The 19,687-nt window shown below is 35.4% G+C and carries 13 protein-coding genes; 3 read left to right on the forward strand and 10 right to left on the reverse strand.

Translation table 11 applies throughout. From position 1 onward, the window contains the following. Window positions 1-174: 174 nt before the first annotated feature. From F6K15_RS27220 to F6K15_RS27250, 7 genes are all read right to left on the reverse strand, one after another. Window positions 175-1,035: a hypothetical protein gene (locus tag F6K15_RS27220; protein ID WP_293066959.1), complete on the reverse strand. Its 861-nt coding sequence runs from the start codon at window positions 1,033-1,035 to the stop codon at window positions 175-177. A gap of 4 nt (window positions 1,036-1,039) precedes the next feature. After that, window positions 1,040-2,308, reverse strand: a complete 1,269-nt coding sequence (locus tag F6K15_RS27225; RefSeq protein ID WP_293066961.1) for a DUF3696 domain-containing protein — start codon at window positions 2,306-2,308, stop codon at window positions 1,040-1,042. After that, complete coding sequence (locus F6K15_RS27230) at window positions 2,302-3,444, reverse strand: DUF262 domain-containing protein (RefSeq protein WP_293066964.1); 1,143 nt, start codon at window positions 3,442-3,444, stop codon at window positions 2,302-2,304. The genes F6K15_RS27225 and F6K15_RS27230 overlap by 7 nt, the downstream gene beginning before the upstream one ends. A 372-nt stretch (window positions 3,445-3,816) precedes the next feature. Further along, window positions 3,817-4,233, reverse strand: coding sequence for a hypothetical protein (locus F6K15_RS27235; protein WP_293066967.1), 417 nt, complete (start codon window positions 4,231-4,233; stop codon window positions 3,817-3,819). A 612-nt stretch (window positions 4,234-4,845) separates the two neighbouring features. Further along, the gene (locus F6K15_RS27240) at window positions 4,846-5,484 is read right to left on the reverse strand and encodes a LysE family translocator (RefSeq protein WP_293066970.1); all 639 of its coding nucleotides are present in this window, start codon (window positions 5,482-5,484) and stop codon (window positions 4,846-4,848) included. A 490-nt stretch (window positions 5,485-5,974) separates the two neighbouring features. Next, a complete protein-coding gene (gene hpnH / locus F6K15_RS27245) occupies window positions 5,975-7,003 on the reverse strand; it encodes an adenosyl-hopene transferase HpnH (RefSeq protein ID WP_293066973.1) in 1,029 nt (342 codons plus the stop codon). A 446-nt stretch (window positions 7,004-7,449) separates the two neighbouring features. After that, window positions 7,450-8,499: a Fe(3+) ABC transporter substrate-binding protein gene (locus tag F6K15_RS27250; RefSeq protein ID WP_293066976.1), complete on the reverse strand. Its 1,050-nt coding sequence runs from the start codon at window positions 8,497-8,499 to the stop codon at window positions 7,450-7,452. A gap of 927 nt (window positions 8,500-9,426) precedes the next feature. On the opposite strand from F6K15_RS27250, the gene F6K15_RS27255 reads away from it, so the two are divergent. From F6K15_RS27255 to F6K15_RS27265, 3 genes are all read left to right on the forward strand, one after another. Next, the gene (locus F6K15_RS27255; RefSeq protein WP_293066979.1) at window positions 9,427-9,639 is read left to right on the forward strand and encodes a hypothetical protein; all 213 of its coding nucleotides are present in this window, start codon (window positions 9,427-9,429) and stop codon (window positions 9,637-9,639) included. 893 nt (window positions 9,640-10,532) lie between these two features. Next, window positions 10,533-14,261: an ExeM/NucH family extracellular endonuclease gene (locus tag F6K15_RS27260; protein ID WP_293066981.1), complete on the forward strand. Its 3,729-nt coding sequence runs from the start codon at window positions 10,533-10,535 to the stop codon at window positions 14,259-14,261. A gap of 427 nt (window positions 14,262-14,688) precedes the next feature. Then, window positions 14,689-15,240 (forward strand): hypothetical protein, encoded by a 552-nt coding sequence (locus tag F6K15_RS27265; protein WP_293066984.1) that lies wholly within the window; start codon window positions 14,689-14,691, stop codon window positions 15,238-15,240. Between the two features lie 141 nt (window positions 15,241-15,381). Here F6K15_RS27265 and F6K15_RS27270 read toward each other — a convergent pair whose 3' ends face one another. The 3 genes from F6K15_RS27270 to F6K15_RS27280 form a co-directional block, all read right to left on the reverse strand. Further along, window positions 15,382-16,134: a cobalt-precorrin-6A reductase gene (locus F6K15_RS27270; RefSeq protein WP_293066987.1), complete on the reverse strand. Its 753-nt coding sequence runs from the start codon at window positions 16,132-16,134 to the stop codon at window positions 15,382-15,384. 478 nt (window positions 16,135-16,612) lie between these two features. After that, window positions 16,613-18,634 (reverse strand): ATP-binding protein, encoded by a 2,022-nt coding sequence (locus tag F6K15_RS27275; protein ID WP_293066990.1) that lies wholly within the window; start codon window positions 18,632-18,634, stop codon window positions 16,613-16,615. 436 nt (window positions 18,635-19,070) lie between these two features. Further along, a partial coding sequence (locus F6K15_RS27280; RefSeq protein WP_293066993.1) for an ABC transporter substrate-binding protein occupies window positions 19,071-19,687 on the reverse strand: 617 nt, incomplete at its 5' end.

A 19,687-nucleotide genomic window follows, 5' to 3' on the forward strand; every position in this document is an offset into this window, starting at 1 on the left:
ATGCTAGGTTACGAGAAATTTTAAGTGCAACATTAACAGTAGCACTGGAACTTCTACGGTCTGGTGAAGCATTAGTTGAAATTAGTGGAGACTAACAGCGCAAGCTAATAACTGAACTTCCCCTATACAAATGTACCATAATTTCCCTTGAAAGCCCGCGTCTATCAATGCTTTTTAAACACTTTTATTGTTATCAGATTTTGATATATCAATCTTGCCTTCTAAATTTGATTCTCCAATATGATTTTTACCTGTCTTATCAAAAACTTCTAAATGGGCAGATTTTCCATAATGTAGATTATCCACATACCAGAGATATCCAGTTTCTTTCTCTTTATAAATTTTCCTACCATCATGTTGTTTTTGAGTAGATTCAAATCTATTAGTATCTCTTAAGATAGTTTGCTTATCATTAGGGGGATCGGTGGAAGATTCATCATAGTTAAATCTACTTAATTGACAAGTTTTTTCCACCCAGTTTTGTAATCCAACTTTCCGATCTATACTATCTAATTGAATTAGATTTTCTGTGTCATTATTTTTAACAATAGAAATAGAATAGCATTCTATAATCTTCTGATGCTGACATTGAAAACAAGAATCTATAAAATTAATCAATAAATACTTTGACTCTAAATTAATTAATTGTCTTTGTGTCGCTTCTGCTAAGGATGTATTTGCTGCATCTTTATAATCTTGACCATCCATATAATCAAAATTATCTTCTTCAGAATGAATTCTTTCTTTTTGCCAGTCTTTGGGATTTACTTTATTAAATATAATATTTCTAATTGCTATTTTCAAATCTTTTTGCTTGATTTTGTTAAAACTTTCTTTGAAAATTACATCCTTGATTACATAAGAATCCCAAAGCACATCAGTATAATAATTTTTTTGATTTATGTTTTCTTTTTTAAGGCAATTAATTAATTCAAAAATACTTTTGATTATTATTAAAGCTTCTTCAAATTCTTTTTGAGTAGAGTATTGTCCTTTTAAAGAAACTTCATTGATAAATATTTCAATTTTAATCATTATTTTAAATCCCAAAAAGACGCTCGAAATCTTTATCCATTTGGTCGAAAAATCCATCAGGCCATTCTTCTATCTTGCCATCAGAATCAATAGGTATTTGAACAACAGACTCACCAATTTTTTGAGAAAAATATAAGATGCTTAATTCTTCATTACTTAAAATATTATCAAGAACAGCAATTCGCAATGCGTTTAAAATATGGTCGCTATGAGATTCTATCAATACTTGTATGCCACAACTACTTACTTTTGCTAAAAATTTAGCTAGTTGAGATTGTGCTTTCGGATGTAGATGAGCTTCAGGATTTTCTACTATTAACATTTCTCCTTTTTTGGCGATAAGTCCAGAAACAATAATAGGCAAAATACAATGATATCCAAAACCAATATTAGCGGGGCGAAAACGATCTTTTGATAAACTACTATTTAACATTAGTTCTAGTATATTAGTTTGTGAACCTGAAACTTCAACTTTGGCTCCATCAAAAATTTTATTCAGCCATTCTTGTGTTTGGATTATTAAAGTTTGCGCATCTTCACCTAAATATAATTTATCATTAATTAATTCATCTTTCATTCTGTCAAGTAAATTAACTGTTTGTTCTCCTTTTAAACCAACATTAGGAAATTGAGGAAGAGTCGATCTTAAATAAAAATCTTGTGGACCTATTCTATCAGCAGAAATATAATGAATGGCAGAAAAGTTTACCCAGGTAGCAGTAGATTGTAAGATAGTTGGATCATCTCTCAATGCTTGAAATAGTTCAGTATAATTAATGGAAGAAAAGTCTAACCAGTCAGTAAACAATTGTAAGATAGTTGGATTATCTTTAAATACTTTGTGATAAAATCTACGATGATTTATTGGTGATAAAAAAGTATTTCCCTTAATTTCAACCTCTGTAAGTGTGGCAACTAAATCATCGTTCATATCTTCAACAAAAGAATAATTAATACTTCCTTCCATTGTTATTGTTGCAGCTATATTTTCTATTTTGTAATCATAAAAATAATTAAAATATATAGGTTTTTCTCTTGATGTACCTGTATTTCTAATTTCATCAAATCTACCTAAATTAAGACATTTCCCATTTAAAATCAACTTATTTGTACGATTGTCATATTCAATTGATTGCCTCATTAAGAGTAGAGACTGAAGCAAACTAGATTTTCCTCTTCCATTAATACCAGTAAGCAAAGTTAATTGCCCCAATGGAAAAACAGTTTTTTCTCGAAAACACTTAAAATTCTCTAATTCTATCTTAGTCAACATTGCTCAACATCTCCCAAAATTTTTTGTGCTAAATCAAATCTTTTAATGACTGTATCTTTATCATGTCTAACTCGTTTAATTGAACCAACATACTCTGAATTATCCCGTAATTTTACAAAATTTTGTTTAATCGTTTCTTTGTGTTGCTCTAAAAATTGATCGTCATGTGTTGAGAAAAAGTAAGAAATAGATTCAAACATAATCATATTAACTCTTCCTCTACTTCTATCTGTTGGCAAACGAAAATTTTCTTGTTCAAAAAAATCATAAGTTAATTTCATCAATCTTTCAAAATCTTGTTTTAATTCATCTATTTGCTCGTCTGACATTTCGTTTATTTTTTGCATGGCATCTTCTAAAAATTTATTCATATCACCTTGATAATCTTGACGATAATCATTACATACCTTAAAAGCCAAATAATGCAAAATCAACTCTCTATCTTTCATTCTTTTATCAGAAATACCATAATCAATTGCCTGTTTAAAATAATCTTTCTCTGATAATTCTTTTAATAGCTTTGTAGATTTACCTGTGAAAATACAATTTCTAATTTCTTGTCTTTCTAGTTTTGTTCCTCCAGTATTGACTCTCTCAAAAATCTCATAAAGAATGTTTGAAGGTGCAGAATATGGAATCACATATAAAGAAATTTTCTTATCCTCTATTCTAGTTTCATAATCTCCAGGTATTTGTTTTAAATCATCAAAATTACAATCATTTAATTGTGGTAAAACTTTTAATCCAGTCAGCTTAAATTTTTGATCTATAAAGTCACGGATAGCTGAAGTTCTCTGTAACCCATCTACAACTATATATTCTCCCTTTTTAGTTTGCTTTACATACCAATAAGGTAAAGGAAAATTCAGAATAATTGACTCAATAAATTTACTTTTTTGCTCTAGAGTCCATATATTGGGATTTCTTTGAAATTCAGGATCGAGAATTATTTTGTTTTGCTCGCATTTTCTTTTTAATTCAAAAACAGTATAGGGGTTTTCCCTAATATCAATATCCTGTTCTATTAGATTTTCAGAATATAGACTAGCATTCTCTGTAGTATGTTCTTCCGGTGTATCCTCATCAGTTTCAATAACATTATTATTTAGGTTTTGAGGTTTCAAAATTTTGTCCATAATTTTTTATTTTTAAAACAATTTAAACAGACTTCACAATTTTTGTTCATAAATAAAAGGGTTGCTTGCTATTGCTATAATATTACCATTTCTAAATTCTCATAATCTCCTAAATGTGAATAAACTTAATATAATAAATTTTTCTACGGTTAAGAACACTAACAAAAACTCTAGATAATCTTGATGCTAAACACTACATCTTTGGTATAGTGGATTCAAGGTGAAAAGTTCTCTTTATGGAGGTGGGCGATCGCTTACAATAATTCCCACTTATTACAATTTTTATCTAATGCAATAAAATCAAAATAATCAAACAGACAAAATAGGAAAAATTACTAGCTCTATGTTGAAAAACTAAGTTGCAAGTAAGCACTAAAAATAATTTTCTTCATACTCAAAAGTAGAGTCAATAGTCCTTAGTTCTGGATAAAGACTTATAACTTCTTGGGTGATATGCCAATAATATCTATTTATTATAGAAGAATCAATTATTTTCTCTGATATCAAAATACTAATGAAATATTGAAATAATGAAATACTGCGCGGAATTTGATTTGTTTTTGTTGATTGAATTTTCTGGATTACTGCTTGAATTTTTTCTTTGATTTGTTTTTCTTCTACTACATTGATTAACAGACGATATAAGTTATAGCAAAAACGACTCATGTCTTTTGGCTGAAGCTCATCAGGTATTTTTTTATCTTGAAATAATTTATTTATTTCTTTGACTAAATATTGTTTATTTTTGACTTCCGGATAATCATTATTTTCGATAACTTGGGTTTTCATCCAGAGGAAGTTCGTAAATATACAGGTTTTGCAATTTCTTGATGTGTAATATCATGTTCGGTTGAATACTTATAAATAACTGTTGTTAGGAGTCAGTCCTCAGGAGTCAGTCCTCAGGAGGAAAGAAAAGAGGAATACACAGGAAATATTGGAGATGGAGTATTGATAATTTCAGTATTTCTTTGGTACTGTCGGTACCCGGAGTCCTTAAATTTTATTATAAGTGATTATCCGAACATGATATAAGCATTTCCTACGGAATGCTGCGCAAACAGCATGTAGGGGCGTTAACGATAGTTATGCGAAGCAAATGGCATTGGCTAACGCCAAGCTCCGCTAACGCCCTCACTTGATTTAATGTCCGTGCGTAAGTCCTGATTTAATTAGGGTTTGCTGAAAAAGTTTTTTAGTGGGGGTAAGAGTCAGGAGAAACGGGTAATGAGCGAGAAGGTAGAAGTAAGAATTATCCCTCAATTTTTCTGTCCTTGATTTGCCTAAAATGCTAACTTTTTGAACATTTTAGACTAAAACAAGCGCACTTTTTTGGCTTCTCAGAAGGCTAAAACCAATATCAGTCAAATCCTGTGATAGTTAATCAGTAAACCCTAATTGTTAACCAATTAAAATTACTAAAAGAGCAACACCAAACATAACAGTCCCAGCTATACGATTAATATTAGTCATAGCCTTTTCACTTTTAAATAATAACCTAGCACGAGAGGCTAAATAAGTATAAAATCCAGTTACTAGAGAAACAATAACAATCATAAGAGTAGCAATTAAAACTATACTATTTACTTGTAAATCGTTAAAGTTGACAAAAACAGGAAGAAAAGCACCATAAAAAATAATAACTTTAGGATTACTAAGTGTAATAGCTAAACCTGCCGTAAAATTTTTTAAATAAGTTTTCTTTGATGCTTCATCATCATTTTCTAAATTGATAGGTGCTGATGTCCAAAGTTTCCAACCTAACCAAGCTAAATAAATACCACCTAAAACTCTAATGATAATAAAGGCATTGTCAATAAATTCAGTCACTAATGTTAGTCCGAAAATTGCTATGAAAAGAAAGATAATATCTCCTAGAACAATTCCCCCTATTACTAACAAGGATGAACGAAAACCTGATGCTAAGGCACAAGAAGTAGCTGCTAAAATACCAGGTCCTGGAGTACTCGCTAATACTAAGATTCCTATAACAAGACCAAATATGCCCTGAATGCTAATACCATTAAAGAATTCATTCATGTTAATTAAATTAATTATTGATCGATAATTTTGTGTAGATACTTAATAGATTTTTGACAAAAGTAAAGAGAATGTTATACCTTGGTTTTTTTAGTTCCCTAGTTATACCATTTCCTCATAACCAAAACCTTGTACCTTGGGTGCATCTCAATGCGTGAATAAAGCCAAAAATTTATCGCTTTTAGGCAACAGGTAACAGGCAACAGGCAACAGGGAATATATTAGGAAAAAAGTATTTTTGCACATCAGAGACGTACCCTATTTATCCCTATTTCTTGAGTACAATTACTTATCGCTTAATTGAGATGCACCCTGTACCTTATCCCAACCATAAATACCATATTAATCCCAATTATCCTATCAATAAATTTACCAAGAAGTAGAAAGAGAAAAAAAATTCAACTTTCCACCTGATATTTTATCAATATTTACTCCTTCTCTCCTAGATAATTAAAGTCTTCCTCCTTTTTCTCTCTTCCTTAACTCTTATTTAACCACCAATTTTTAACAAAGAACCCAAAACTTGAGGAATATTTTCTAACTCCATTGCTGCCATTGCCGCTGTCGGTTCATAACCACAATGAACCATACAATCAACACATTTAGTATTCCCACTTTTATAACCATAATTATCCCAATTAGTTTCTTCTAAAAGTTCTTTAAAAGTAGCATAATATCCTTCATTCATTAAATAACAAGGTTTTTGCCAACCAAGCACACTATAACTAGGACTACCCCAGGGAGTACAATCATAATTCTTATCTTTTTCTCCCATCAAAAAATCCAAAAATAAAGGATTATGGTTAAAATTCCAATTCTTTTTACCAGCTTTAAAAGGAGCAAGAATTTCTCTAAATAATAACTGTGTTTGTTGCCGCTTCAAAAAATGTTCTTGGTCTGGTGCCCACTCATAACTATAACCAGGAGAAATCATCATCCCATCAATATTTAAACTTTCCAAAAAATCAAAAAATTCCTGCATTTGTTTCGGGTCTGTTCCCTCAAATACAGTAGTATTAGTAGTAACTCGAAATCCTTTTGCTTTCGCAGCACGAATTGCTTTAACTGCTATTTCAAACACTCCTTGTCGGTCAACACATTTATCATGAGTTGCTTGTAAACCATCAAGATGAATGCTAAAAGTTAGATAAGGAGAGGGCTTAAATTTATCTATATTCTTTTCAAGTAACAAACCATTAGTGCATAAATAAACAAACTTTTGGCGATCGACTAACCCCTGCACAATTTCAGCAATTTGTGGATGCAATAAAGGTTCGCCTCCAGGAATAGAAACCACAGGAGCGCCACATTCTTCTACAGCAGCAAAACATTCTTGAGGTGTGAGGTTTTGCTTGAGTATTTCTTTGGGATGCTGAATTTTTCCACAACCAGGGCAGGCTAAATTACATCTGAATAGAGGTTCCAGCATTAAAACTAGGGGAAAACGTTTACGCCCTTTGAGACGTTGAGTGAGGAGATATTTTCCTACTTCTAGAGCTTGTTGGAATTGAATTGCCATGAATAACCTCTTAATGTAAGTAATCTATTTATTTTTACACAATAGACATCTCCAGAAAAGAGGGAGTAGGGAGTAGGGACGTTGCATGCAAAGTCCGTACAGAGTAGGGGAAAAGAATTGATAATTTCTGTGGGATAATTAATCTTAGGAGTCAAGAGACATGGAGAAAAAAAGGATTTGAACTATCGGACATGATATAAGTCCTGAAAATGCCCAACAACCTATCCATTCAAACAAGTCTAGCTAATAAAATCCTGATTATGACTTCCAATTCTTCAGTAATATCATGTCCGGTAGCATTGGTATTGTAAGCGTGAAGGTAAGGAAGACCGAAGTTGGAAGAAGGAAGAAGCTTTAAGAGAAGGAAAAACCATTAATGGCGCTAGATATTTCCCCAACTTTATACACGCTCCGATACCAACGGACATGACATGATATTATCGCAACTACTTCCAGCCCACACGATCCATTAATTTAATCGCTTCACCATTCAACTTGCCATAAACAGCAACATTTAGAGCATCGCTCTTGAAGTTACCATAAGTTGTCAACACGCTAGGAACAGGTACACCTTCAACTACAGGATATTCATTGTTACCCTCAGAGAATATTTTTTGAGCTTCTGGGCTGGCCAAATGTTCGAGAAACTTAATTGCACCCTCTTTATTTGGGGCAGTTTTAACTACACCACCACCACTAATATTAATGTGAGTACCGCGCCCATTTTGGTTAGGGAAAAACATTCCTATTTTCTGAACAACTGCTTTGTCTTCTGCTGTGTCAGATTTTGCTAAACGCCCTACATAGTAACTATTAGCAATACCAATATCGCCGATACCTGCAGCAACACCTTTTATTTGAGCAGTATCATTTCCTTCTGGGGGTCTAGCAAAGTTGCTAACAAAGCCTTTTGCCCAATTTTCTGTATCTGACATTCCATGAATTTCGATTAAAGATGCTATTAGTGATTGATTATAAATGTTATTGGAGGAACGAATCAGAATTTTGCCTTTCCAATTATCTTTGGCTAAGTTTTCATAAGTTGATAGCTCAGATGGTTTAACTTTGTCTTTGTTATAAACTATTACCCGTGCCCGTTTAGAGAAACCAAACCATAGGTTTTCCGGACTGCGGAGGTTGGCTGGAATTTTCTTGTTGAGAGTAGATGAAGAAATGGGTTGCAAAATTCCTGCTTCTTCGGCTCGTCCCAGACGACCTGCATCTACTGTAATAAAAACATCTGCAGGACTGTTCGCTCCTTCGCTTTTGATTCGTTCGATTAACTCATCTCCTTTGCCTTCTATGAGATTGACTTCGAGGCCAGTTTTTTTGGTGAAACTGTCGTAGAGGGCTTGGTCAGTGTCGTAGTGGCGAGAAGAATAGAGATTTATCGCGCCACTTTGGGCTAATCCTCGATTACTTTTACCAAGCTCGGCGATCGCTACACTCGCCATTGCTGTGCCTGTTGCTAAAAATATACGTCTAGTAATTTTCATTTTCAATTTTCTCCTCGTTTTTGATCCATAAATTAGGTATAGCTAATCACTTAATTTTCGCTGATTAATTTTAATGATATTGCAATTCATTCTTGATAATTTTCATCCTTTATCAGGATTAATTTATAGAAAATTAGACTCTACCTTTGAAAGCTTGTGATAATTTGACCTAATTTTATCTGTAATAAGTAGTGACTTTCACAATTGATAAATTGTTTCCAGACACTATTAAGTTTTACTCATAAATTTGTTTTATCTCATAATTAAATATATTTGTCAAGTAGTTATTAATTTATTTTTGCTATACTGAGAAATTTTATAGAAAGTAGCTTAGTCTTTATGACAAATGTCTGACTTGAAACGACATATTTGATAATTTAGGGCTTGCTGAAGAAGTTGAAAAAGTTGACACCGTATTGGTTTCAGCCAGTATAATTCAGTAATAATGCCTAAATATTAGCTAAAGTAATGGCTTTGTTGTATGAAAGTAGCGATCGCACAGGGTTACTTCAGCAGCAGATTTGGTGATATATGAGGTACAAATATTAACGATAAAGTGCGGGTATCTTGCCCACCACAGATGTCCTCACTGATATGAAACAGCTGTATGTTATAGATGCTATCTGTATCTCTGCCAATGTTTAGTATTTCCTATTAGCGTTTATTTATAAGTATTCAACCAGAAATAATATTATTTAACAACCAATACAATAAAGGTGCGTCTCCAAACTGTAGCCACAAAACATTCGTTATATCATGTCCGGTAGCATCGGTATTGTATAGCGAAAGTCAGGAAGACCGAAGTTGGAAGAAGGAAGAGGGAAGAAGGCTTAAAAGCTTGAAAAAACTTAAACTTCCTGTAGATATTCACCCTTGGTTTTACGCAAACAATACTAGCGGACATGATATTAATCCAAAGTGTAAAAAATGTGGTTTTCAAATGAGAAAATTCTTGTCTTAAATATCTATTGCAAGGAACAGGGAATAGGGAATCTTCAACAATTAATAATATCATGTCCGGTAGCATCGGTATTGTATAGCGAAGGTAAGGAAGAAGGAAGAAGGAAGAGGGAAGAGGGAAGAGAGAAGAGGGAAGAGAGAAGAAGACTATTGAGCAAGAAAAACCTAAATTTCCTGTAGATATTCACTTTTAGGTTTACACGGGACTATACCAACGGACATGATATAATTAATAATTAATTATTACCTCTCCTTGAAAAGAAGAGGATTGACTAATCATGAAAATTTTTATTTATTATCCCCTTAAAAGGGGAGGCTTTAAACCACAATTTTTCGGTAAAATTTCTAATAATACTAAACATTTAAGGGTTTAATATTCTCTACTAAATTGAAGTGAAGTTGTTCAACCGAATTTGATATTATACCAAATCCGGTGGTAGTGCATCTGTTATTTTTAGACCCTAAATCCTTGATCTAATAAGATTTAGTCAATGTTTTAAAAAGGGTTTTTCAACACCGAATACAGAAATTTTTGTCTTGATTTATTCTTTAAAGAAGTAGCTTTAAAGCTTAATTATTAGCTAATATCATATCCGCATAATTAGCGGTCAAAAAAACTTTCTCCTTTTCCTCCTCTTTCTCCTTTTCCTCCTCTTTCTTCTTGCTTCTCTCTTCCCTCCTGACTACTGACTCCTGTACGTCGCCAATCCGACGCCTCCCCTACCTGACTCCTCTGTCGTTTATTTATAAGTATTCAACTGGACATAATATTAAAGTTTAATATTAACACTTGCATGAAATCTCTGTGGTTAAAAATTAATTTACTTCACAAAATCTTCACAAAACTGTTAGGTAATATAAAGTTTCTACAAAGATATCAAGTTCTTAACTTAGACTTAACCCAAGATTCGATAATACTTGTTTAACTTAACAAAGTGATCTACAGGGAAATAGGATGTGAGAATTAATATATCTGGGTAAATTCACATTCTTGTGAATAGATTGTAATGTTTTGAATTTTCAAGAACTCGTTCGTAATACTAACCTATAGAAAAATTGGAGAAAATTTCCCTATGAATACACTTTTTGTTGAAAATTTTGAGACTGATGGTAATGGAACGAGGTATACAACCTCAATCCCAGAATTCAGCGATGGAGCTGGTGATTTTTTCACTCGCACCGATGGTAATAATATTGGCAGTTTTTACGAAGTTTTAAATCCCGAAGGTAGCTTCTATTTCGCTGCTCAAGACATTGATGGAGAAGGTGCTGCGTCTCAGCAAACATTAACTTTCTCAGGAATTGATATTGCTGGTTTCACCAATCTTAACTTGAGTACGCTGTTAGCTGAAGATGATGATGGCAGCAGTCAGGATTGGGATTTACCTGATTTCGTTTTATTTGAGTATCAGATTGATGGTGGTGGGTTTACGAATTTACTTGGGATTGAAAGTGTTCCTGATGGTGATAATTTCAACGCTGTTCCTGCACAAGATACTGATTTCGATGGGGATGGTGACGGAACAGAGGTAACAGACACCTTTGCATCCTTCTCAAGTGCAATTGCTGGAACAGGTTCTACCCTAGACCTTCGCATTACCTTTGATTTGGACTCTGGTGATGAGGATCTAGCAATTGATAACATTGAGATTACAGGTGATAACGTTAGCAGTGGAATAACCGATCTATTCATTTCCGAATATATTGAAGGTAGTAGTAACAATAAAGCGATCGAGATTGCCAATTTTACAGGTAATACAGTTGATCTAAGTGACTACAGTCTCGAATTCTACTTCAACGGCAACACCAGTCCAGGTACGAACATTTCCTTAGATGGCAACACAGTAGCTGATGGTGATGTATTCGTTATTGCAGATGATGGTGCTGATCCAGCTATTATTGCTGAAGCAGATATGACTCCCACAAATAATTTCTTTAACGGTGATGATGCCGTCGTTCTGCGTAACGGTAGTGACATTATTGATGTGATTGGTCAGATCGGAGTTGATCCTGGCAGTGAGTGGTCTGGTGGTGGTCTTGGTACTCAGAACGAAACTCTCCGTCGTCAACCTAGTATTACGGATGGAGATAGTAACGGCAGCAACTCTTTCGATCCTTCTGTAGAATGGGAAGGTTTTCCTCAAAATACCTTTGATGGTTTAGGTACTCACACCATTGATGGCGGTACTGATGGAACAACCCTCGCCATCGCACCCACTGACGCAGACAAAGCTGAAGGAGGTGCAGGAACTACACCTTTCACCTTTACTGTAACTCGCTCTGGTGACACCACAGGCAATACTTCTGTAGACTTTGCTGTAGCTAGCACCGAAGCAGATGCAGCGGACTTTGGGGGAACATTACCCTCTGGTACAGTCAACTTTGTGGCCAATGAAACCAGCAAAGACATAACAGTTAATGTTTCTGGTGACACAGACTCAGAACTAGACGAAAGCTTCACTGTTACCCTATCTAACGCTTCCGGTGGCGCAACAATTACGACGGCAACTGCCGATGGGATAATTCAGAACGATGACAGTATTGCTTTCACTAAAATTCACGAAATTCAAGGTAGTGGTACAGCGAGTCCACTAGAAGGTCAAACAGTAACTATTGAAGCTGTTGTTGTGGGAGACTACCAGGATGGTGCTAGCGGAACAAATGGAGATTTGAATGGCTTCTTTGTTCAAGAAGAAGATAGTGATGCAGACGCAGATCCTTTAACTTCTGAAGGATTATTCATTTTTGATGACAGCTCTCCTGCGGTAGATGTGAATATTGGAGATGTCGTTCAGGTAACAGGAACAGTAGATGAATTCTTTGGTTTGACTCAACTAACTGATGTCTCTGTTTCCATTCAAGGAACAGACACTATACCAACTCCTGCTACTGTCAACTTCCCTGTTACTACTGTTGACGATCTAGAAGCTTTTGAGGGAATGGGAATAACAATTCCCGACACCCTATTTGTCACTGAATATTTCAACTTAGACCGCTTCGGTGAAATTGTCCTATCCTCTGATGGAGCTAGTAATGAACCAGGAACCGATGGTCGTCTGGAACAATTTACTGATTTCAATGCTCCAGATGCAGCAGGTTTTGCAGCTTATCAAGAAGCGATCGCTACCCGACGTATTGTTCTTGATGATGGTCAAACAGTTCAAAACCCTAATCCAATTATTCATGGCCGTGGTGGCAACCCTCTCAGTTCTACCAATACTCTGCGGGGTGGCGATACAGTTGATAATCTCTCCGGCGTTCTCAGCTTTGGCTTTGGCGACTACCGAGTTCAACCTGTTAACCCTGTAGATTTTCAAGCAACTAATCCTCGTCCAGAAACACCTGAAGATGTTGGCGGAGATTTAAAAGTTGCTAGTATTAACGTTCTCAATTTCTTTACTACTCTAGACGAAACAGATAATCCTGGTAGCGGTCCTAACAGTCTTTCCCCTCGTGGTGCTGATAACCAAGATGAGTTTGACCGTCAAGTTGAGAAGTTGGTGACAACTCTGGAAGATATTGATGCAGATATTGTTGGTTTGGTTGAGTTAGAGAACGAATTTGGTTCAGACCAAAACGGTGACGGTCAGTTTGCTATTGAGACATTGGTTGATGAACTTAACGACCGAGTCGGTGCAGGGACTTATGCTTATGTCGATCCTGGCGTTCCTTTTGTGGATACAGGTGATGCAATTTCTGTTGGTGCAATTTACAAAACTGACAGCGTTCAAATTGCTCCCGGAACAACAGTGGAAGTCCTCACAGATTCCGATCTGCCCGGTCTTGGTTTAGGAGGGACAGTATTTGATGGAGAGGATACTAACCGCGCTCCTCTTGCTGTCACTTTTGAAGAACTAGCTACAGGCGAACGCTTGACTGTATCTGTTAACCACTTTAAATCTAAAGGCGGTACTGGAACTGGTGACGATGCAGATGCGGGTGACGGACAAGGAAACTTCAATGGTACTCGTTTACGAGCTTCTCAAGCTCTAAATGCTTGGTTAAATACTGACCCCACTGGTAGTGGAGATAGTGACTTTTTGATTGTAGGTGACTTAAATGCTTACGCTCAGGAAGACCCAATTACATCCCTGGAAGCAGAAGGTTACACAGACCTAATTGAGGAATTTGTTGGCAGTGACGCTTACTCCTTCGTATTTGATGGTCAATTTGGCTATCTGGACTATGCTTTAGCGAATGAGTCACTGTTATCCCAGGTAACGGGTACTACAGAATGGCGCGTTAATGCTGACGAACCTGATGCTCTTGATTACAATCTTGATTTCGGACGCGATCCAAGTCTGTTCAACGGTCAAGACCCATTCCGCAATTCCGACCACGATCCCATAATAGTTGGTTTGAATTTGGAAAGCTCAACTCCTGGAGAAGTAATTGAAGGTACTGCTGGTCGAGATAATTTGATAGGAACCGATGGCGATGATACAATTACTGGTTTCCGACGTCGAGATACTCTTACTGGTGGTGCTGGTGACGATACATTTGTATATACTGGTCTGCGAGATGCAGGCGATATCATCACTGACTTTGAAGTTGGCAGCGATAAAATTGACCTAGCTGAAGTATTGGATGGTTTTGGTTTTGCTGGATTAGATCCCATTGCTGATGGTTACGTTGGTTTCCGTTCTCGTCGTGGAAATACTATCCTGACTATCGATCCTGATGGTACTGCTGGTAATGGTCGCGCTCGCTCTTTCTTGTTAGTGCGAGATATTAATCCTGCGGAATTGAATAATCCAGATAATTTCATTTTTCCAGATATAGTTCCACCTGAACTAACCTAGTGGATATGATGGCGATCGCCTAAGTAAGCGATCGCTATTTCTCTGAATCTTCAGACTATGGAAAAAACTCAAAGTTTAAGTGATTTGGCTAAATTACTGCGTCTTAAATTTTCTTTCAGACATCAGTATTATCACTATTGCCATTGCTAGTAAGGTTTTCTACAATAGCAAAAGAAGTAAGTAATTCAGAACTTACGCAAATTAACCTTAAATTTAGCTATGGCGGGCAGTTTGCTCCGCAACGCTAGCGCGAACCGTCCGTGTCAGCTTGTGGACTGGACAACGCCGACGTTGCCAGGTTGAAGCAAGAATGGAACAGATAATCATAGATTTATTATAGATTATTGTAGGTTTCTAAGAACGGTGCATAAGAACTTTTAAATTTACCCAACCAACAAACATTTGCTCCTTTTTACCAAAAAAAACCATGACTAACATCTTTCAAAAATTATCTTTCGTTGCTACAAGTACAGTTCTCACCTTATCAGTCATTAATGCTAATCCTGTAAATGCTGCTTCAATTACTTATGATTTTGAAGTTACTATAGATTCAGGTGTTTTATTTGGCGGAACATACTCTGGATCTTTTGAATTTGATGATTCTGCAGTAACTGGAATGGGTGAAGAATTTTTATCTGTATCAGATATCAGTTTCGACTTTCTGGGTGTTAACTACACTGAAACTGATGGTTTATTCGATCCTGAAGCTGTATTTTTCGATGGTGACTTCTTAGGGTTGAGTTTTTCCACAGATGAATTCTTTTTTGTAGAAGGTTTCTTTGACTCTAGTGACGCTTTCTTTGCATACGATATTGGAGCAGGAACTGGTGCAGGAGACATTACATACACTTTACGTCCAGATACCCCAGTGTCTACACCTGAACCAACTGCTGTTTTCAGTCTATTAGCTTTAAGTGCAGCAGGTTGCAGTGGTGTTTTGAAAAATAGAAAAACATCATCATTGAAAGATGCAGCTTAACTAAGTCAACGGGAAAATATTAGGAACGGGCCACAAGCCCATTCCACAAGCCCATTCCACAAGCCCATTCCACAAGCCCATTCCACAAGCCCATTCTACAAGTCCATTCCACTTGTATTAGTTTGATGAAGCAGAAAAGATTCAATTACTATAACTTCTGAGCCAAGAAACGGCACTTTCTACATCAGTTACTTGTTTTCTATCAGGAAGAGGAGGGCGTTGGATCATTACTACTGGAATACCTAATTCCCGCGCCGCAATAATTTTGGGATATGTAGCATCCCCACCACTATTTTTACTGACGATCGCCTCAATATTATATTTCTCTAAAAGCGATCGCTCTTCTAATAAGGAAAAAGGTCCGCGTCTAGTCAATAGTTTTCCTGGAGGTACTGGGGTATTCAGTGGAGGTGGGTCTATGGTCCGCATTAAAAACCAGAGGTTTTGGAGATGAGCATAACTTGCTAATTCTTGACGACCGATGCTCAGAAATACTCGTTGAGCTAATTTTGGTAAAATTTCGATAACAGTTTGGTTATTTTCAACTTCCACCCAGCGATCGCCTTCTGTTTTTTTCCATGCTGGGGATATGAGCATCAAATGAGGAATATTCAATTCTGAAGTGGCGATCGCTGCATTCCAAGAAATTTGTACTGCAAAAGGATGAGTTGCGTCAATTAGCAAATCTATTTTTTGCGCTAGTAGATATTCTGTTAACCCTGGTACACCACCAAAACTCCCTATTCGCGTATGGGTAGATTTTATCAAAGGTTCACGAGTGCGACCTGCCAGAGAATTAATTACCTCTAACCCTGGTATTTTAGTAGCTAAAGCTGCCAGTTTCCATCCATTTCCAGTGCCTCCCAAAATCAGCACTCGTTTTTGTGTTGTCATGTTATATTATGTCCGGTTGAATACTTATAAATAATTACGGAGGAGTCAGGAGTCAACCCACCCCTAACCCCTCCCAACCCACCCCTAACCCCTCCCAACCCACCCCTAACCCCTCCCAGGAGGGGAGGGGGAGTCAGGAGAGAGAAGTGGTGGACAAAAGAATATATTAGGAGGAGTAGGGAGTAGGGAATATGGAAATTTGCTCTAGATAAGTTTTTTAGTGGTGATGCATTATAATGATGGTCTATTGTAATTATTTCGGTCAAGGACAAAAGTAGTGGGAGCATCTTGCTCCCTTGCTCGTATCTTGCTCCCTTGCTCGTATCTTGCTCCCTTGCTCGTATCTTGCTCCCTTGCTCGTATCTTGCTCCCTTGCTCGTATTAAATCAATTCAAGACTATAAAATAAACAATTTCATCTGCCTATTCCCTATTCCCTGACTTATGCAAGAAGTCTATTGATATAAATTAACTATTATTCAAGGATAATAACTATCAACAACTGGCAATTCGATCGCAAATTCTGTACCCTGACCGACTACGGAATTACAGTAAAATTTTCCCTGGTGTTTTTCCACTATAATTTGATAACTTAAAGATAATCCTAAACCCGTGCCTTTACCCACAGGTTTTGTTGTATAAAAAGGGTCAAATATGCGGTTTTTCACTTCTTCTGGTATTCCCATTCCATTATCAGTAATATGTATAGCTATCCAATCTTTATTGATAACTTTAGTCTTAATTTTAATATAGGGTTGAATATTACAAAATAGAGAATTTGATTGTCCCCAAGACATTTCTAAAGCATCAATACCATTAGCTATAATATTCATAAAAACTTGATTTACTTGACCTGCCAAACATCTGACTAATGGCAAATCTCCATATTCTTTAATAATATTAATTCTGGGAAATCCGACCTTGGGTTTGAGGCGATTTTGCAAAATTAGTAAAGTACTATCAATACCTTCATGAATATCAACTTGTTTTTGCTGAGATTCATCGTGACGGGAAAATTTTCGTAGGGATAAAACTATTTCTTTAATTCTTTTAGAACCTTCTTCCATGGAACTAAGCAAATCAGGAAAATCTTCTTGGATAAATTCCAAGTCTATTATATCTTGTTTTTCTGTAATTTCATCTCCTGGTTCTGGATAATATTGATGATAAAGGTTGAGTAAATCTAATAATTTTTCAGCATAATTTCTAGCAGGTTTAATATTGCCGTAAATAAAGCTCACAGGGTTATTTATTTCATGGGCAACTCCGGCAACTAACTGACCTAAACTCACCATTTTTTCATTCTGAATTAATTGAGCTTGAGTTTCTTTTAATTGTTGAAGAGTTTGTTCTAGATCGGCATTTTTTTCTGTTAATTCTTGGGTTCTTTCCTCAACTTTAGTTTCTAAAACATGACTGTAATCAGATAATTGTTGATATGAATTTTTTAACTGTTGAATCATTTGATTAAAAGTTTTGGCAAGGAAACCAATTTCATTTTTAGTTATTACTGGTACTTTCTGGGTTAGATCCCCTGCACTTACTAATTTAGCTGTCTGAGCGATCGCTAAAATTGGTCGTACAATTTGATGGCCTAATAACAACATAACTACTGCCATTACTAAAGCTAATATCAAACCTACTAATAAAATTGAAGTAGCCAGATGACGAGCAGGTGCAAATGCTTCTATTTGATGTGTTTCTGCTAGTAATGCTAAATTGTGTTCTTTCAGCCACCGATAAACACCAATAACTGGCACACCTTTATAATTTCTATATAACCCTTTGCCATTATTGCCATTCATCGCAGCATTAATAGCATCACTTTCAATACTATCAGGAAATTCTTCAGAACCAAATTTTGTGGCTGAAACTAATACGTGTCTCCTTGATAAACTACTACCAATGTTTCCCACTAAATAGGTTTCAACTGTCTCTCCTAACTCTGATTGTTCACGAATAATAGTATCAATTCTTTCCAAGTTAAGATGGGTAGCTAACATTCCTAATTGACGATCATTTTTACTCAGAATAGGAGTAGCAAAAGTCATCATTGGTTTACCTATTTCAACAGAGGGGTAAAAATTTGATATTAAGTTATCTGTGAGAGTTTTTGTGACTTCACTATATTGTACTAGAGGTTGATATTTGCCTATTTTATTAGGATTACTAGAAACTAAAATTCTACCACCTCTGGTTAAGATAAAAATTTCTTGTAAACTGCCAATATTAGTTGTAAAAGATGTTAAAGAAGTTTGCAGTGAGGCTTGAGCAGATTTATATTCTGATGTAGATTTTTTGGTTGTTAGTAGGATTTTTGCTTGGTTATTAATTTCTGGTAATTCGGCGATCGCTAAGATATTTTTACGTTGGTCTAAAATCCAACGATTAAGTTCATTTTCTTTAAGTTTGGCAGCAAAGCTAAGGCGCTCAAATACTGATTCTTTTAAAGATGTTCTTGCTTGACTAAAGGTTGTATATCCGACAATTGATATTGTCATTAGCGACAATATTAAAAAAGAACCTACAATCTGAATTAGAAGGCTTTTTTTCCAGAAATACATGATTCTAGATCCTCATTTTTTCATCTAAAATTTTTCTCTGTTTCCAGAAGTAGTTATACCAATTCCTAAAAGTAATGCTATACTTAGGTAACACTTCAGTCATTAAGTAATTAAAACAGGGATAATAATTTTTTTGTTAATTTGAGCAAAGTTAATGTTAATTATTCTTATGTTTACTTTCCCTCCTGGGAGGGGTTAGGGGTGAGTCCTCTCCCCTACTCCCCTGCAATGCGAAAATTTAAAAAAGTTTTTGATAAATTGTATTATACCATTTTGAAAAAAGAATGTTACTAATAATAAGCGTGATTAAAAGACTTTAAAGGAGATGTCCCTTTGACAAAGCGGTCGAGGGATGCACCTGATTCTAAAATTATTATGCTTCTGTTGTTTTCCATCGAGCGAATATTTCTTTAATTAGTTTAATAGCTATATCTGTTGCCTCAGTTGGAGATAAACCATCAATTAACACTTTTTGCATTGCTTTAGTCCAAATATTTTCTGAATCTACTTGAGAATAAGCAGGGTTAATCGAATTCTCAAATAAGTGAGTTTGATATTGAGTAAATTGTTGAGATGCTACGGAAATATGGGGGTCTTTTGTATCATGCCAAAATGGGTCTTCCCATAGTTGAGACATAATCGGAAAATAGCGACCTTTACTACCTTTAATGTAAGCTCCTAAATTCTCTGGTTGTATTAAATATGATAAAAATTCTTTCGCCAGCTTTGGATGAGCAGAAGATGTAAAAATTAAAGGTTTTTTGACAGATACTAAATATCTAGGCTCTGCTCCATTTGGATTATTTGGAAACTTAATAGTTCTGATTTGATTTAAGTAAATTTCTTCATCTTCTTGTTGAGAACCAGGAATTGACATAGTTGGATTAATTGTCATTAAAGTTTTGCGATTGAGGAAATTAGTATTATTATCAGAATTTAGCCAATTAACTGCATTAGGTGGCACATATCCATTTTTATAAAAGCTAGTAT

Source organism: Okeania sp. SIO2B3, from assembly GCF_010672525.1.
Lineage (GTDB): Bacteria > Cyanobacteriota > Cyanobacteriia > Cyanobacteriales > Microcoleaceae > Okeania.

Bases quoted from the DNA above. Each gene is read 5' to 3' on its own strand.
- F6K15_RS27220 (WP_293066959.1), bottom strand. From the start codon at position 1,035: ATGATTAAAATTGAAATATTTATCAATGAAGTTTCTTTAAAAGGACAA.
- F6K15_RS27225 (WP_293066961.1), bottom strand. From the start codon at position 2,308: ATGTTGACTAAGATAGAATTAGAGAATTTTAAGTGTTTTCGAGAAAAA.
- F6K15_RS27230 (WP_293066964.1), bottom strand. From the start codon at position 3,444: ATGGACAAAATTTTGAAACCTCAAAACCTAAATAATAATGTTATTGAA.
- F6K15_RS27235 (WP_293066967.1), bottom strand. From the start codon at position 4,233: ATGAAAACCCAAGTTATCGAAAATAATGATTATCCGGAAGTCAAAAAT.
- F6K15_RS27240 (WP_293066970.1), bottom strand. From the start codon at position 5,484: ATGAATGAATTCTTTAATGGTATTAGCATTCAGGGCATATTTGGTCTT.
- hpnH (WP_293066973.1), bottom strand. From the start codon at position 7,003: ATGGCAATTCAATTCCAACAAGCTCTAGAAGTAGGAAAATATCTCCTC.
- F6K15_RS27250 (WP_293066976.1), bottom strand. From the start codon at position 8,499: ATGAAAATTACTAGACGTATATTTTTAGCAACAGGCACAGCAATGGCG.
- F6K15_RS27255 (WP_293066979.1), top strand. From the start codon at position 9,427: ATGTGGTTTTCAAATGAGAAAATTCTTGTCTTAAATATCTATTGCAAG.
- F6K15_RS27260 (WP_293066981.1), top strand. From the start codon at position 10,533: ATGAATACACTTTTTGTTGAAAATTTTGAGACTGATGGTAATGGAACG.
- F6K15_RS27265 (WP_293066984.1), top strand. From the start codon at position 14,689: ATGACTAACATCTTTCAAAAATTATCTTTCGTTGCTACAAGTACAGTT.
- F6K15_RS27270 (WP_293066987.1), bottom strand. From the start codon at position 16,134: ATGACAACACAAAAACGAGTGCTGATTTTGGGAGGCACTGGAAATGGA.
- F6K15_RS27275 (WP_293066990.1), bottom strand. From the start codon at position 18,634: ATGACAATATCAATTGTCGGATATACAACCTTTAGTCAAGCAAGAACA.